General features: G+C 40.1%; 12 protein-coding genes. 3 read left to right on the top strand and 9 right to left on the bottom strand.

All coding sequences use genetic code 11. From position 1 onward, the window contains the following. Nucleotides 1-555: 555 nt before the first annotated feature. The gene (locus HH219_RS00450; RefSeq protein ID WP_169326308.1) at nucleotides 556-1431 is read right to left on the bottom strand and encodes a hypothetical protein; all 876 of its coding nucleotides are present in this window, start codon (nucleotides 1429-1431) and stop codon (nucleotides 556-558) included. Then, nucleotides 1431-3104 carry an AAA family ATPase gene (locus tag HH219_RS00445; protein ID WP_169326307.1) on the bottom strand — a complete coding sequence of 558 codons (1674 nt, stop codon included), beginning with the start codon at nucleotides 3102-3104 and terminating at the stop codon, nucleotides 1431-1433. The genes HH219_RS00450 and HH219_RS00445 overlap by 1 nt, the downstream gene beginning before the upstream one ends. Nucleotides 3105-3357: 253 nt before the next feature. Here HH219_RS00445 and HH219_RS00440 point away from each other — a divergent pair, with 253 nt between their 5' ends. Beyond that, nucleotides 3358-4251, top strand: a complete 894-nt coding sequence (locus HH219_RS00440) for a transporter substrate-binding domain-containing protein (RefSeq protein ID WP_169326306.1) — start codon at nucleotides 3358-3360, stop codon at nucleotides 4249-4251. Nucleotides 4252-4404: 153 nt separating this feature from the next. On the opposite strand, the gene prpF is transcribed toward HH219_RS00440, so the two are convergent. The 5 genes from prpF to HH219_RS00415 all read right to left on the bottom strand — a co-directional run bounded on the left by prpF (nucleotide 4405) and on the right by HH219_RS00415 (nucleotide 11154). Further along, nucleotides 4405-5574, bottom strand: a complete 1170-nt coding sequence (gene prpF / locus HH219_RS00435) for a 2-methylaconitate cis-trans isomerase PrpF (RefSeq protein ID WP_169326305.1) — start codon at nucleotides 5572-5574, stop codon at nucleotides 4405-4407. 9 nt (nucleotides 5575-5583) lie between these two features. Continuing rightward, nucleotides 5584-8190: a Fe/S-dependent 2-methylisocitrate dehydratase AcnD gene (gene acnD / locus HH219_RS00430; protein WP_169326304.1), complete on the bottom strand. Its 2607-nt coding sequence runs from the start codon at nucleotides 8188-8190 to the stop codon at nucleotides 5584-5586. A gap of 147 nt (nucleotides 8191-8337) precedes the next feature. Continuing rightward, the gene (gene prpC / locus HH219_RS00425) at nucleotides 8338-9462 is read right to left on the bottom strand and encodes a 2-methylcitrate synthase (protein ID WP_169326303.1); all 1125 of its coding nucleotides are present in this window, start codon (nucleotides 9460-9462) and stop codon (nucleotides 8338-8340) included. A 38-nt stretch (nucleotides 9463-9500) separates the two neighbouring features. Continuing rightward, the gene (prpB, locus tag HH219_RS00420; protein WP_054203572.1) at nucleotides 9501-10373 is read right to left on the bottom strand and encodes a methylisocitrate lyase; all 873 of its coding nucleotides are present in this window, start codon (nucleotides 10371-10373) and stop codon (nucleotides 9501-9503) included. A gap of 76 nt (nucleotides 10374-10449) precedes the next feature. Beyond that, nucleotides 10450-11154: a GntR family transcriptional regulator gene (locus tag HH219_RS00415; protein WP_054453418.1), complete on the bottom strand. Its 705-nt coding sequence runs from the start codon at nucleotides 11152-11154 to the stop codon at nucleotides 10450-10452. 265 nt (nucleotides 11155-11419) lie between these two features. On the opposite strand from HH219_RS00415, the gene rsmF reads away from it, so the two are divergent. After that, nucleotides 11420-12856: a 16S rRNA (cytosine(1407)-C(5))-methyltransferase RsmF gene (gene rsmF, locus HH219_RS00410; RefSeq protein WP_169326432.1), complete on the top strand. Its 1437-nt coding sequence runs from the start codon at nucleotides 11420-11422 to the stop codon at nucleotides 12854-12856. A gap of 350 nt (nucleotides 12857-13206) precedes the next feature. Then, nucleotides 13207-14031 carry a polysaccharide deacetylase family protein gene (locus tag HH219_RS00405; protein WP_169326302.1) on the top strand — a complete coding sequence of 275 codons (825 nt, stop codon included), beginning with the start codon at nucleotides 13207-13209 and terminating at the stop codon, nucleotides 14029-14031. Here the strand turns inward: HH219_RS00405 and HH219_RS00400 are convergent. Together HH219_RS00400 and HH219_RS00395 are read right to left on the bottom strand one after the other, a co-directional pair. Beyond that, the gene (locus HH219_RS00400; RefSeq protein WP_169326301.1) at nucleotides 14028-15881 is read right to left on the bottom strand and encodes a metallophosphatase; all 1854 of its coding nucleotides are present in this window, start codon (nucleotides 15879-15881) and stop codon (nucleotides 14028-14030) included. The genes HH219_RS00405 and HH219_RS00400 overlap by 4 nt on opposite strands. Before the next feature lie 6 nt (nucleotides 15882-15887). Then, nucleotides 15888-16667, bottom strand: a complete 780-nt coding sequence (locus HH219_RS00395) for a YchF/TatD family DNA exonuclease (protein WP_054203567.1) — start codon at nucleotides 16665-16667, stop codon at nucleotides 15888-15890. Nucleotides 16668-16676: the final 9 nt, after the last annotated feature.

Genomic DNA, 16676 nt, shown 5'->3' with positions numbered 1-16676 from the left:
CATTTGAAGTTATTTTACCCGCGTATGGTATGGTTTAAGCAGAAAATGGAAACATCTGTGGTAATAGGCAGTGTGTGCTTGATGGTAAAATTGGATGCAAAAAACCTTGTATTCTCTGCCATAGTCAACGATGTCATTATAATTCCTTTTAATTTTTTCGTTATTACGTGAATAACTTTAATCTAGCTTACACGTGATAGTCAATTACTAAATTACTTTGACTTTATGTGCGAAGAATCGTGTTGTTTATTAATCCATATAATTTATCACAAACAAGGCTTTGTCTGGCTCAGACTTAAGCATAGTTCTCGCCACAGCATTCATCACGCACTGTAAATACGGTAAAAACCGCCATGGTCGCTAAATCAACCAAATAAATAGCAACTCCAGGCTGTTATCAGTGAATAATCGGCAAAGTCAGTAATCCGTGCTCTGGCAGCTATGTAAAACGATCATCTGCTTTTCATCAACCACTCGCACAGCCTCATTTAGGGGTAATAAGTTCGCTGTAAAAAACTATATTCCCTCAGCCACATAGTTTAACTTATGTTAGTTTTACTTCAACCTGAAGCACTTTGCTTTCCCATCATTTACAACTTTAAAAACCCAATCTAAGGCTTCATCAGCTTCATTTTTACCGCATAAATTTATACTCAGCTTATCAGCTTGAGTGCCTTGCTCTACCGCTTCAGAAAAGCCATGCCCTGCTTTGATTGAACCAAAAGAGGTAATTATATAGCGGTCATGAAAGAACCTTTCTGGTGCTACAATTAATTCAAAAGGAGGTAAGTGGGAGTATTTATTTTGATATTGCTTAATAAAAGTGTGTTTGGGGTTTGCAGTATTTATACCTGTAACTAATTTTATAGAGGTAATACAGTCACTTTTGTTAATTTCAGCCAAAATACCATCCAATACTTTATTGTTTGTTAAACGAAAGTACTGATCAACAATTATAATATCGCCGCCTAATTTTATCAGTGGCTTAATTATCGCGACAATGTCAGCTGCATTTTTATCTACAGTAACCGTTGGGGTGATCTGCCAACGTTGATCTCGCTCTAAAATATCGTTAAAGCTTAAAGCATCAGTAAAGTGCTCAGATATTACATTTTTAAACGGCGCTAATACCATTTGATCTTCACACCAATCAATCCAACTGCCTTTATCAATGTATTTTCGATAATTTGGCAATACAATAAACGAGCTGTTTTTTTGCTTTTGCAGCTTATTTAAATAGGTTGTTATAGATTTTTTTCGAACAGGCTTAAGTTGTTCAGACTCTTTGGCCGCCTTATAGGCTTCTCTTGCCCATTTTCTTACGGGTGCAATAATATAACGGCCTTGCTCAAAACCAAACTCTGTTTTTAATAATCCATAATAATGAAATTCAGCAAGGCAACGAGGATCGAATGCTATTTCTTGGTACATCAGAATAACTCCTCATCTCGCTCATCAAAAAAACCACCTGGCCACTGTGTTTCAAAATCACCATCAGCGGTTATTTCCAGTTTTTTTACTTCTACACCTCCTGTCGTTTTTGATAACAGCACAACCCCAATATCGCTGGGTAGAACCGGGGTTTGTTCCTTAGTTAACTTGCCTTCAGCGCTTTCTCTAATTCTACGTAATAATCTTAAAATTAAATGTTCGCTGTGTGTTTCAATAAAAAAGTTGGCTTTTGAACTCTGTTTAATTAGTAAGTCACCTAATTGCACTTGTAACCTAGGATGAATATGCAGCTCAGGCTGCTCCACAGCAATAATACCCTGTTTAACGTAATGTGAAGCAACCACTAATGGCGTTAATTGAGATATACCCACGCCAACCTCACTCGGCCATACGGGTATCTGTGAGTTGATATCCCATAAAAAAGGTGTGACGGCTTTAGAGTGGCTTTTTTGTTCGCCAGTAAACTGATTTAGCGCATTTGCGAATGGTTGTGACTGCGACATCAAGCCAACGCCTGTATTTAATTTATCTTCACTTTTTAACCAGTCATCAACACCTTTATTTAAATCCGCATCATTTTTAGCTAATAAATCCCATGCAGCCTTACCATTGTACCAATGCTTTTGCTCTGTATTTGAATAAATATCATAGTTTTGATCGGGTACAATTCGTAAAGGACCAATATTTACACTGTTTGATAACAAGCCGCACAACATATCTAGCGGTGCTATAAATAGTTCAGTAAAACAGGCAGTTATTTGTTGATTATGCAAGTAACCCCCATTAATACCCACTTCTGATTCATTCATGACGAGATCTATTTTTTGCTCTAATCGCGGGATCCCAAGCTCGGTATGCGCAATAATAATTGGCTTTATTACAGCTTCATTATTTGAAAAATCTGTCATTCCAAAATAATCAGGCGTTTTAGTTAGTAAATAATGTTGTAATGCCGAAACATAGCCACTCTCAGAAATTCGTTCAGACTTGGCTTCTAGCTCAGAAGCACTTTTAAGTAAATGCGGATGCAAACAATCAGACTCAGCGATTAAATTATCTACATAAGTAATTTGCTGCGCAGGCGCTAAAGCCGCATGTTTTAAATTTAGCTTTGAAATGGTTGTTTTAAACTCTTTCGCTTCAGTGTTTATTTCCCCTAATAGCTCGCCATCACCATAAACGGTATACGATTTTAGGTAAGCATTTTGTTTTTTATGAGACCAACTAATTACAAACTCTAGCTGAAACTTTTCAACCCTCTGCTGAATTGAACCTAGTACAAAGACAGGATCGTCATTATTGACTGCCCCTTTATCGATTAAGGATTCAACCATTTGTGTTGTTTCAGGTAAATACTCAACGCCAAATGCGCCTTGCTTATCTAGCTCAACAGCAATTGTTATATCTTTATCTAAATTTTTACCATTTACTAGCGCATAAAATCCATCAATATAATGCCCGTTAATGGCACTAATTTGATTCGGGTTGGTTATTTTGGTTGTAAGTAATTGGTGTAAATAAAATAAAGCCATTAAAACTGAGCTTTTCCCTACGCTGTTTGGGCCAAATAATAAAGTAACAGGCGCAAAATCAATGGTTTGCTTTTCTTTAAATGATCGAAAGTTGGTTAATGATAGTTTGCTTATTCTCATTCTAATTCCTTGAACTTAATTCTTTTTCCAATTTTTATGACTTTGGAGTTTAATCGCTTTTACTGCTTTATTTCAACACAATACTCTACGACCTGTTTACCTTTCGAAGTTAAATTTTTAGGCTAGGCAAAGTCAACTCAAGCAATGCTTGCCAATTAACAGCTTTATTATATTTCAGCTTGTTGCTTTTAATTAGTTGTACAATCGCAATAAAGAACTAGACTTTTTATATATAACAAAAGCTTAAAAATTTATGAAATTACTTGCAGCTCTCTTACTATTATCATCTTATCAAGCGCTTGCTACCCTCCCCACTATTGCTTATGAAATCAATGGGGCACTAATAACCGAAAATGCAGTGAGATATAAAGATGGGTACGGCTTTAATTTAAAGGCGAATAAAGTACTACGACTTGTTACGCTTGATTGGCCACCTTATATAGACGAAAACTCATGCAATCAAGGCTGGCTTTTTCAATTTACTGTGCAATCTTTATTAAAAAAAGGCTATGGGGTATATATCGCTTTTTATCCTTGGGCTCGTGCAGTGAGAGAAGCAGAGCTTGGTAAGGCAGATATTCTATTTCCCGAATACTTTGTTGAAGACGGTGTTATTTCAGATAATGTTTTAGATAAAACACGCAATGAATTACTTGCCCTTAGCTATCCGATCCCTGGCGGTGACTTATCTTTTGTTGCTTTAAAAGGTAACAAGATTTCCTTTAATGGTGAGTTATCATCAATAAAAAACCTATTAATTGGAGTCGTAAGGTCATACAAAAATACAAAAGAACTCGACGAGCTCATTGAAAAAAAGAAAATCGCTACTGTCGTTGCTAATAATGAATATCAGCTTATCAATCTACTATTAAGTAACCGTGTTAGTTTAATTGTTGCGGATTTAGATGTGTTAAAAGCAAGCTTATATAAATCTGATCTCTCAATAAAAAACAGAGTACAGATAGTTGAATCTTTGGTCGCATTACAACCTAAATTGGAATACAAGCCATTATACTACTCAATAAGTAAATCTAAACCTCATTGGCAAAAGGTATTGCAAGATCTTAACCACGAAATTGATTCAATGGACAAAACACTGTTTGACGCTTTTATTAATAAAAAAAAGCAGCAATGTTACGCAATCTAAGAAGCAGTATAATACCACTTTTGGGATTGCGTATTCTTAAGTTATCTAAAGCAGCAAGTATCAGTTGGGATTAAAAACGATTTAGACAAACGCACTATCTAAAAATAATCTCTGGTTATAAAATCCCACTAACAGCTAGATTTTAATTAAACGTCAAATGCTTACCCTCACTATCCCTTCCATTAGTACGCGTGCGCTGCGGCTCATGCTGGCTTTAGTAACCTGCCAGTTACCATTATTGAGCGTGGCTTTTGCGCCCACTTTTAAGGTGCCTGAAGGGTGACCAAAGTTGACTTCACTTAATTGTCCGCCACCAGCGGCTAAATTAACTAACGTGCCTTTAATTGCGGCGGCTGTGCCAATAGCTACGGCTGCGGTGCCCATCATGGCATGATGCAGTTTACCCATCGACATAGCACGTACTAATAAATCTATATCATTGCTGTTAATTTCTTTGCTGCTTGATGCGATATACGTGAGTGGTTTATTTACAAATGCCACTTTTGGAGTATGCTGACGTGCTGCCGCTTCACTAATATGGCTGATCAAGCCCATTTTTACTGCACCATGAGCGCGAATGGATTCAAGCTTTGCCAGTGCTTGGTCATCATTGTTAATATCCTCTTGCAGCTCGGTGCCGGTGTAACCGATATCTGTTGCGTTGACAAAAATAGTTGGGATGCCAGCGTTGATCATAGTCGCTTTAAGTACACCAAATTCAGGTACTTCAAGCTCATCAACCACATTGCCCGTTGGGAATAACGCACCGTCACCATCGGCAGGATCCATAAATTCTAGCTTTACTTCTGCGGCAGGAAACGTCACGCCATCAAGTTCAAAATCGCCAGTCTCTTGTACTTCACTGTTAGTTATTGGCACATGGACTAAAATAGTTTTTTTAATATTCGCTTGCCAAACACGTACTATGGCAACGCCATTGTCAGGAATACGACTTTTATCAACAAGACCATTACTAATTGCAAATGCACCTACGGCTGAAGTTAAATTACCGCAATTGCCGCTGAAATCAACAAAAGGCTTATCAATAGCTACTTGGCCAAATAAGTAATCAACATCGTGATCAGGCTGCTCACTTTTGCTTAAAATTACCGTTTTACTAGTGCTTGACGTTGCCCCGCCCATACCATCGGTTTGCTTAGCATAAGGATCGGGACTGCCGATAACGCGCAGTAATAAATCATCTCGCGCAGAGCCTGCCACTTGGGCAGCCTCCGGTAAGTCTGTAAGGTTAAAAAACACACCTTTACTGGTGCCACCGCGCATATAGGTAGCTGGCACTTTAATTTGTGGTTTGAATGTCATTACTGTTCCTTATGCGCTTTGTGTTGATTCTAAAAAGTCTTGCGCAAAGCGTTGTAACACACCCCCTGCGGCATAAATTGATAGCTCTTCTTGGGTGTCAATTCGGCATTTTGTTGGCACGTTGAGCACTTCGCCATCTGTGCGAGTTATGGTTAAATTAACCGTTGCACCAGGGGTTAGTTCACCTGTTACATCATAACTTTCACTGCCATCTAGTTTGAGGGTTTTACGAGTCGTGCCTGCTTTAAATTCAAGTGGTAATACGCCCATCCCTATTAAGTTAGTACGGTGAATGCGCTCAAAGCCTTCTGCAGCTATGACTTCAACACCCGCTAAGCGTACACCTTTTGCTGCCCAATCACGCGATGAACCTTGACCATAATCAGCCCCTGCAACGATGATCAACGGCTGTTTACGCGCCATGTACGTTTCGATTGCTTCCCACATACGAGTAACCGTGCCTTCTGGCTCAACACGAGCGAATGAACCTTGCTTTATCTCACCGTTTTCAATCACCATCTCGTTAAGCAATTTAGGGTTGGCAAAGGTCGCGCGCTGCGCTGTTAAGTGATCGCCACGGTGTGTTGCGTACGAGTTAAAATCTTCTTCTGGTACGCCCATATGAGTGAGATATTCACCCGCCGCGCTGCTGGCCATAATTGCATTTGATGGTGATAAATGGTCCGTTGTTATGTTATCGCCAAGCACTGCTAAAGCGCGCATCCCTTTCATAGTCCGCTCACCTGCTAATGCACCTTCCCAATAAGGTGGGCGGCGAATATACGTACTTTGTGCGCGCCAGTCGTAAAGTGGGTCGTTATCTTCACCGTAATCAACGGTTAAATTAAACATGGGCTCGTACACTTTTTTAAACTGTTCTGGTTTTACACTCTGCTTAATAACGGCATCTATTTCTTCATCTGATGGCCAAATATCTTTAAGGGTAACGTCGTTACCGTGTTGATCTAGACCAAGTACATCTTTTTCAATATCAAAACGAATAGTTCCAGCAATGGCATAGGCCACCACTAACGGAGGAGACGCTAAAAATGCTTGTTTTGCATAAGGATGAATACGACCATCAAAATTACGATTACCCGAAAGTACTGCCGTGGCGTATAAATCACGGTCAATCACTTCTTGTTGAATAACCGGATCAAGCGCGCCACTCATGCCATTACACGTCGTACATGCAAAGCCAACAATACCAAAACCAAGCTGCTCAAGTTCTGACAATAATTTGGCGTCTTCAAGGTATGATTGCACCGCCTTTGAACCCGGCGCGAGTGAGGTTTTAACCCACGGTTTACGACTTAAACCTTTCGCGTTTGCGTTACGGGCAATTAAACCTGCGGCAATCACGTTACGTGGATTACTGGTATTAGTACAACTGGTGATAGCTGCAATAATACAGGCACCATCGGGCATTAAACCGACTTCGTTCTCGACTACACCTGAAATACCTTTTGCAGCCAAATCACGGGTAGAAACACGGCGATGTGGATTTGAAGGACCTGCAATATTACGCCCTACACTTGATAAATCAAAGGTTAGTACACGTTCGTACTGCGCTGTTTTTAGACTATCGCTCCAAAGCCCGGTAGTTTTAGCATAATTTTCAACAAGCGCAATTTGCTCTTCGCCGCGCCCTGTTAAGCGCAAATAATCAATGGTCATTTGATCGATATAAAACATCGCAGCAGTGGCACCAAATTCTGGTGTCATATTTGAAATGGTTGCACGATCGCCTAATGTTAATGCGTCAGCACCTTCGCCATAAAACTCTAAATAAGTTGATACAACGCGTTGTTCGCGTAAAAATTCGGTGATAGCAAGTACGATATCCGTTGCAGTAATACCCGGTTGGCGCTTACCAGTGAGCTCAACACCTACGATGTCTGGCAGGCGCATATAAGAGGCGCGACCAAGCATCACACTTTCAGCTTCAAGACCACCAACACCGACTGCAATTACGCCAAGTGCATCGACATGAGGTGTGTGGCTATCTGTACCAACAAGGGTATCTGGAAAAGCAATACCATCGCGGTTTTGGATCACTGGCGACATTTTTTCAAGGTTGATTTGATGCATGATGCCGTTACCCGGTGGGATCACATCAATATTTTTAAAGGCCGTTTTTGTCCAGTTAATAAAGTGAAAACGGTCATCGTTTCGTCTGTCTTCTATGGCGCGGTTTTTTTCAAATGCATCAGGATCAAAACCTGCATGTTCCACTGCCAATGAGTGATCTACAATTAACTGTGTTGGTACGACTGGATTTACTTTCGCCGGATCGCCGCCTTTTGCTGCAATGGCATCACGCAAGCCTGCTAAATCAACCAATGCGGTTTGCCCTAAAATATCGTGACATACTACGCGCGCTGGGTACCACGGAAAATCTAAATCTTGTTTACGCTCAATCAGCTGCGACAATGCTGCGGTTAGCATGTCTGGATCACAGCGACGCACTAAGTTCTCTGCTAATACGCGTGATGTGTAAGGCAAGGTAGCGTATGCACCTGGCTTAATGTCATCAACGGCGGTTTCGACATCAAAGTAATCTACATTACTGTTTGGTAACGGTTTTCGATATTTGGTGTTATTAATAATGGTCATAATAAAAGTTCGCTAATAGGTGACGGTGGTTGCACACGTATAGTGTGTTTAAGGAAAGTGTGAAAAAGATGAAGCCTTAAAAACTATGTACAATTAAAATGTGCAAAAAGAAAAGGTGAGCGCTTGAAAACGCCCACCCTTTTGGTCTTAACGTGATTCGATTGGTGTATAAGTGCGCGCATCTGGCCCAGTGTAATCGGCACTTGGGCGGATAATACGGTTGTTAGCACGTTGCTCTTTTACATGAGCAGTCCAACCTGTTACACGGCTCATCACAAAAATAGGGGTAAATAACTTAGTTGGGATACCCATAAAGTGATAGGTCGATGCATGGAAAAAATCAGCGTTACAGAATAACTTTTTCTCACGCCACATGACTTCTTCACAGCGTACTGATACTGGATAAAGTACATTGTCGCCGACTTCAGCAGCTAGTTTTTCAGACCATTTTTTAATGATCACATTACGTGGATCAGACTCACGATAAATGGCATGACCAAAGCCCATGATTTTATCTTTACGCGCAAGCATGCCCATAATTTCTTGCTCTGCGTGATCGGCATCAGTAAGACCTTCAATTAAATCCATTGCCGCTTCATTTGCGCCGCCGTGTAATGGACCGCGTAACGTACCAATTGCGCCTGTCACACAAGAATGAATATCAGATAGCGTTGATGCACACACGCGACCGGTAAAGGTTGAGGCATTAAACTCATGCTCTGCATATAAAATCAGTGACACATTCATCACTTGTGCAAATAGTTCTGACGGTGCTTTATCATGTAGTAGTGTTAAAAAATGTGCGCCAACTGAGTCATCGTCAGTGTGTGTTTCAATGCGAACGCCATCATGGGTAAAGCGATACCAATAACAAATAATACTTGGGAATACGGCAACCATACGATCAATTGCATCATTTGCTTCGCTAAAATCATTTTCCATTTCAAGATTACCCAGCATAGAGCAACCTGTACGCATTACATCCATTGGGTGAGCATCTTTTGGAATGTTCTCAAGCACGGTTTTAAGTGCCGCTGGCAAACCACGTAAGCTTTTTAATTTAGCTTTATATTCAGCAAGTTCTGAAGACGTTGGCAATTTGCCACGTGAAAGTAAAAACGACACTTCTTCAAATTGCGCTTTTTCAGCCAGCTCTGCGATATCGTAACCACAATACGTTAAACCTGACCCTGTTTGTCCTACTGTGCACAATGCTGTTTGACCTGCTACTTGACCACGTAAACCTGCACCACCTAATGCTTTATCGACCATGAGTATTCTCCTAAATTTTGTTGTTCTTATAATTGGGATTATTTATTTGCTGAAAAAAGATTATCAAGGGTATTTTCATACGTGTGATAATCTAAAAAGTCATAAAGTTCAGCACGGGTTTGCATGTTTTCAATTTGGCTTTGTTGCGAGCCTTCATTTAAAATAGCAGAGTACACATTAAGCGCCGCTTTATTCATCGCTCTAAATGCACTTAGTGGGTAAAGCACCATTTGAACGCCAACATCTGATAACTGCTCTTTAGTGTAAATAGGCGTTTGACCAAATTCAGTAATGTTTGCCAAAACGGGGACGTTAATCGCTTTAGAAAATGCTTGATAATCAGCAAGGTCGTGGACTGCTTCAGCAAAAATTGCATCAGCACCCGCTTCAACACAGGCGGCTGCACGGTCAATTGCGGCATTTAAGCCTTCTTTTTGGAATGCATCGGTGCGCGCCATAATGTAAAAATCGCTGTCAGTTTTTGCATCAACGGCCGCTTTAATACGGTCAACCATTTCACCTTGAGAAACAATTTCTTTATTTGGGCGATGGCCGCAACGCTTTTGCGCAACTTGGTCCTCAATATGAAAACCTGCCGCACCTGCTTTGGTCATTTCTTTTACTGTGCGTGCAATATTGAATGCCCCCCCCCACCCGGTGTCAGCATCAACAAGTAACGGTAAATCGCTTGCACCTGTAATGCGACGAATATCTTCAAGTACATTATCAAGGCTGGTCATACCTAAATCTGGCATGCCATAGGAGGCATTGGCAACACCTGCACCTGATAAGTAAATTGCTTGGTGGCCCATTTTTTCAGCCATCATTGCTGTGTACGCGTTGATAGTTCCTACCACTTGCAGTGGATGGTTATTCGCTATCGCCTGTTTAAACTTTGATCCTGCTGACATTGCTGTCTCCTTTGAACGGTAGCTGCTCGAGGCAGACTTTATTTTTAAATTTTAACTATGACAATTTTGCTATTAGTTATTTATTGACTGCACTTTTTTGTGCTGCCAATAAATCAAATTTGTTTTGAACATTTGCTTGCGATGCACTGATGTGGCGTTTCATTAATAGCTCAGCTAATTCACCATCGTGGCTTTCAATCGCATTAATGATTGCTAAGTGCTCATCAAACGCTTTTGACACTCGCGGGCCAACCATGCCCATTTGCACACGATACATACGAATTAGCTGATAAAGCCCATTACTCAGTAGATGAATAAGATGCTCGTTTTTACTACCTTTAATAATGCGATAATGAAAATCCAAATCACCCGCTTCTTGATAGTACGACTCGCCCTCTTTTACTCGCTGAGTTTGTAGATGTTGATTAAGTAATTGTTTTAAGCTTTGCACTTCATCTGCTGCCATATTGTCGGCAGCTAATCGACAAGCTAAGCCTTCAAGGGCACTGCGCACTTCGTATACTTCTATCAAACGCTCTGCAGTAAGGGCCACCACGCGACAACCCACATTGGCTTTGCGCTCAACTAAATAGCAACTTTCAAGGCGGTTTAATGCTTCGCGTAATGTCGCACGACTTACCCCATAGCGCTTTGCCAGTTCAGGCTCTGAGATTTTGCTGCCTTGCTCTATCGTACCTTCGACAATTTCACGACGCATATCCACAAACACTTGATCGGAAGCTGTGGTAATAGGTGTTTTGCTAAAAGCGTCTTGCGTCATTTAATACTTCTCTAAGATTGTCGACAATTAATGACTACACTATGGTCTTTTGCTGAAAATGTGTCAAGCCTAAATCACCAAAAAGAGTGTTTAAAACCGACTATTGTCGACATAAAAATAGATAACTATATTTAAAAGCTCAAAATGCAAATAAAAAACCAGTAAATGTCGACAGGAATAACAACCATAAAATTTTATTTAAGGCGACCCTCAATGCCAGTAATAATGATAGAATACACCTTTAAAATTCTCTGTGAGCTTAGTCTTGGACGCCAATACCTATATCCCCCAGCCTTTTATAGATGACGTAAACACCTATTTACCAGCGCACCTAACACTCGATGACTTTCTCAGTGCCTGTCGCAGACCCCTGCGCAAATCTGTACGCGTTAATACTCTAAAAATGTCAGTTGAGGATTTTAAGCTGGCGGCCAAAGGAAAAGGCTGGCAATTAACGGCGATCCCATGGTGTAGCGAAGGTTTTTGGTTAGTACGCCCTGAAAAAGAAGAGCAAGCATTAGCCCTAGGGAACACTGACTTACACCTAAGTGGTGCCATGTATGTTCAAGAAGCCAGCTCAATGCTGCCACCAATGGCACTCAAAGAGTCATTAATTAATGCAATACATGTGCTTGATATGGCATCAGCCCCAGGCTCTAAAACCTCACAACTTGCCGCACTAATGAATAACCAAGGTGTCTTGGTTGCTAATGAATTGTCGTCATCTCGCTTAAAAGTACTCAGCGCGACATTAAAACGCATGGGGGTGGGCAATTGTGCACTCTCACATTTTGATGGTGCTATTTTTGGTGATTACATGTATGAGTGCTTTGATAGTATTTTGCTAGATGCTCCCTGCTCAGGTGAAGGTACCGTTCGTAAAGATGCTGATGCACTAAAAAACTGGTCAATTGAATCAAATATTGATATTGCTAAAGTACAAAAAAACTTAATTAAAAGCGCCTTTTATGCGTTAAAACCCGGCGGCACTTTAGTGTACTCAACCTGTACTTTAACACCGCTAGAAAATCAGCAAGTGTGTGACTACTTGCTAAGCGAATTTCCAGAGCTGCTAGAAGTACACCCATTAGATGATTTATTTACCGGCGCAGAGCTCGCTACAACGTCTGAGGGTTACTTACACGTTTGGCCACAAACTTTTGATAGCGAAGGTTTTTTTATTGCCAAATTTAAAAAGTTGGGTAGCTGCGATAACCCTAATCAAAAAGTTAAAAAAGGCGCTTTCCCTTTTCAACCTTATGATAAAAAAGCAGCCTTGGCATTTAATAGCGAACTTAAAAAACAATTTGCTGTGCAACCTCTTGCTGGCAGCTTAATGCAACGCGATAAAGAATTGTGGTTATTTCCTGAGGAATTTGATGCCATTGAAAATAAAATAAAATACGCTCGCTTAGGTATACACCTTGGCATGATCCACAAAAATGGGGTTCGTCTTAATCATGAATTTGCCACTGTGTTTGGCGGACAATGTTCAAAAAACGTCTATGCGCTAACTAACGAACAAGCTAATGATTACTTTCAAGGTAAAGATATTCGTTTAACTGAACCAACGAGTACATTAGGAGAAGTAATACTAACGTTGTGCGGCTGCCCAATAGGGTTAGGTAAATGGCAAAAGAATAAAATCAAAAATTCATTGCCACGAGATTTAGTGCAAAATACGCAATTAATTGTTTGGTAAGAAGAAATGTTAATAACAAAAACATAAAGTTTTATTTTTTACTTTATTTTAATACAAACCATTGTTTTAAAAGCAGTATAAAAATCACTCATTTTATTGTGTCTTTTTACATATGTTAACTACACTTAATATTACTTTCTACTTCTCCCTTAATGAATTTAGAAGGTGTTCCCAAGTTAGCGCAGGCTCGTCAAGAGCCACCCCTAAGCCCAGAACAATGCAGATTCGTTCTGGGCATTTTTTATCTAAAAGCAATAAAAGCGTAAAACTTTTTTAAACATGTAGTTTTCTATTGCCTTATGTGTGCTTTGTTGTTTTTATAGGTAAAAAGCTAACTCAAAGGAATTACTATGCCTAAGCCATTCACTTTCATCTCTATTGCTTATTTATTAACAAGCGCCTCCTGTTTTGCACAAGACTCAACAAAATACCTAGGTTTTACCTATCCAGACAAAGCACAAAATGCGGTGAGTATTACCTTCGATGATGCAAGAGAAAGTCAAGTCGATGTAGGCACTACCATACTCAATAAGCACAATGTAAAAGCGACTTTTTACGTATCCCCATTTAATGTTGAAAAGCGCCTTAATAAATGGCAAAAAGCAGCTAAAGCTGGTCATGAAATCGCTAATCACACTAGCAGCCACGTTTGCACAGGTAATTTTGAGTGGCTTAGAAAACAAGGTTTATCACTTGAACAAACGACACTTGAGTGGTTAGAAAACGATATACTAAGTGCGCAACAATACCTCGCGAAGCATTTAGACGTTACCCCGCGAGCATTTGCCTACCCTTGCGGAAATACTTTTGTTGGTCGCGGCATTAATACCAAAAGCTACGTGCCTTTAATTGCCAAGCATTTTGATAGTGGCCGAACCTGGCTAGACGAGTCTGCTAATAACCCTAACTTTACTGACTTTGCACAACTAACGGGTCTGCGAATTGATGGTATGAGCTTTGATGAAGTCATTACTATGACTGAGCAATTACGTAACAATAATGCGTGGTTAATTTTAGCAGGCCACGATATTGGCGAAAAAAGTCAGTATTCAACGGATGCGAAAGTTTTAGAGCAGCTTATTATCTACTTTAAAGACCCAAAAAATGGCTACTGGCTCGATACTGTAAGTAATGTTGGTGATTATGTAAAAAAACACCGTAAATCAATCGACTAATCATTCGTTAAATCAAATTCTGTGGTGCGATTATCGGGATGAAGTAACTGATAACGCGCCAACTTCCCTTGCTTTAAATCAATTAAGCTAATAGCAGAGTCGCTCACAAGGTACTTTTGTCCATCACCTATTGTTTGGTGTTTATCAACTTCCATATGCCAACGTTTCGTAAAGAAATTTAATGGGCTTTTCGGTGAATATAAAATTGAATCGAGCTTATCGAGTATATTAATTAATTTTCGCGGAAATTCATTTTTAATGCCACTGGCGGTAAGTTGCCAGATCCGATTCGGATGTTTGCCAAAGCGTTTTTGCACTGAAAAGCAAAACGAATAATGTACATCGCCTGATAATATCAGCGTTTCTTTTGGAGTGTCGTCGCGGCGAAAGGTATCGAGTAATTTTTTAGCTGAGCCTTCATGGGCCATCCAGTTTTCAACATCAACTAATAATGGCTGCCCACACATATTAAATAATGCTTGAATTGCCTCGATTGATTTAACCCCAAACACCGGCGCAGGTGAAACGATAATCACTTGCTCATGCGTAAGTAAGCTTGCTTCAAGCTCCATGAGTCGTTCCCAATCAAGTAAGCCTGAGGGTTCATTAAAGTTTTGTTCATTACGCCAACGATGAGTACGAGTATCTAACACCACCACCTTTGGTACAGTGTTAAGCTCATAATGCCAATGGTTAAATTCCAGTATGGTTTTATCAAATGCTTTATAATGCCACTGCTTTTGCTCAGTCAAACTTGCTTTAAATTCATCGAGTAAAACAGCGGTTTTATTACCAGCATCATTACCAAAGCCTTGCATTAACCAGTAACTGATCAAACCATTATTAATAATACGCCGACTTACTGGGTGTTGATAAATCAACTGCTCCCACCCTGCTGTTAAATTCCAATCATCGGTCACGTCGTGATCATCAAACATCATTAAAGTGGATACGTTTGCAAATAACACCTGCACATCTTTTAAACCTTCACTAAAGCCGACTAAGGCCTGCTTTTCGCTTTCAAATATCTGTTGGCATTTATTGCTTGATGCTTGATAAGTAATAGTATCTATACTGATATGCGCCCATACAATCGAACTAAAATTAAGCAGGTATAGCGCTATAAACTCTTCAAACGCAATTAAGTGATTGGCTGCTTTTAAACTTGAAAAATGCGGTTCATCTTTTTTGAGCCAATACCCTACGCCTATTTTACTGCGTTGCTGCCAAGGCACTTTAGGCAAAAATAGGTGCCGCTGATAGAGTTGGTCGGTTAATTTTTCAGGCAGTGCTATATCAAGGGGTTGTTCTTTATAAATACCGAGTAAATCAATCAGCCTATATATCGCAATTAGCATGGCGCCGGCAACGTCATCTGCGTAAACCTGATCGCCTGAGAGTAATAAAATATCAGCCCCCGCTTTGCTATTACTGCGATTTTGCTGTTGAAAATCATTCGCTGCAACTAAGCTGTCTTTTGCTGGATGATGCGGATTACGACATGAACCATGTAATATCTGCTCGAGTGTATGTGGAATTACAAACTCAGGGGTTGCCTTACCTTGGTAGCAAAAAACACTTAAATCCACCTCTGCAGAGTCGTTGAATAAGCGATAGCTTATCAATTTATCAATGGGGAGTGTGGCAACCACAGGCTTTATTATTACAAAATGCAAATAAAGATGAGCACCTAAAGCAACGCTATGATGCTCGCTGAAGGTGTCTATTTTATCAAACTCTATACGATATTGTGATGCCACAGACGTGGCAAATTGTATGCAAACTTCAGCAGCATCTGCGCGGCGCACCATCGGCCCCATTAATAAAAGAGGAAGTGATGCATCACTCATGCTTAATTATCCTTTGTTCACTAAATTAAATAATGAATAAAAATTATTTGTAGTGGCAGTCGCTAACTCTTTGTAGCTAATACCTTTTAAATCGGCAATATAATAAGCAACATCTTGCACATAAGCAGGCTGATTGGTTTTGCCACGATAAGGCACTGGCGCTAAATACGGCGAATCTGTTTCAATCAACAATCTATCTAACGGTATTTGTTTAACTACGTCTTTAAGTTCTACTGCATTTTTAAATGTCACAATGCCAGAGATAGAAATATAAAAACCTAAATCAATGGCTTTTTTTGCCATATCCCAATCTTCTGTAAAGCAGTGTAATACGCCACCACATTTTTCTGCATTGTGTGCGCGCATCAGGTTGATAGTGTCTTCTCGGGCATCACGAGTGTGAATAATCAGCGGTTTTTGCAGCTCATTCGCTACTTCAATATGACCGACAAAACTTGCTTGTTGTACAGCATGCGTATCTTTCGCGTAATAATAATCAAGGCCGGTTTCACCAATAGCCACTACTTTTTCATGGCTCGCTAAATCTATTAAACGTTGTTTATCTAACGCATCTTTTTGATCTAGCGGGTGTACACCGCATGACGCTGATACATCACTGTAACCTTGAATTTTTTCCAACATAGATGGAAATTGATCAAGCGTTACACTGACACACAAAAAGTGTTCTACCTGTTTAGCCCTTGCACTATCAAGCACTTGGTCTAAGTTTAAATCGAGTTTATCAAAATCGAGACGGTCTAAATGGCAATGAGAATCTACAATCACGTTACTGCT

The sequence above is a fragment of the Pseudoalteromonas sp. NEC-BIFX-2020_015 genome (assembly GCF_012952265.1).
Taxonomy (GTDB): Bacteria; Pseudomonadota; Gammaproteobacteria; order Enterobacterales; family Alteromonadaceae; genus Pseudoalteromonas; species Pseudoalteromonas neustonica.
Note: the sequence above shows the minus strand (reverse complement) of the source record. Positions and strands in the feature narration are given on the sequence as shown.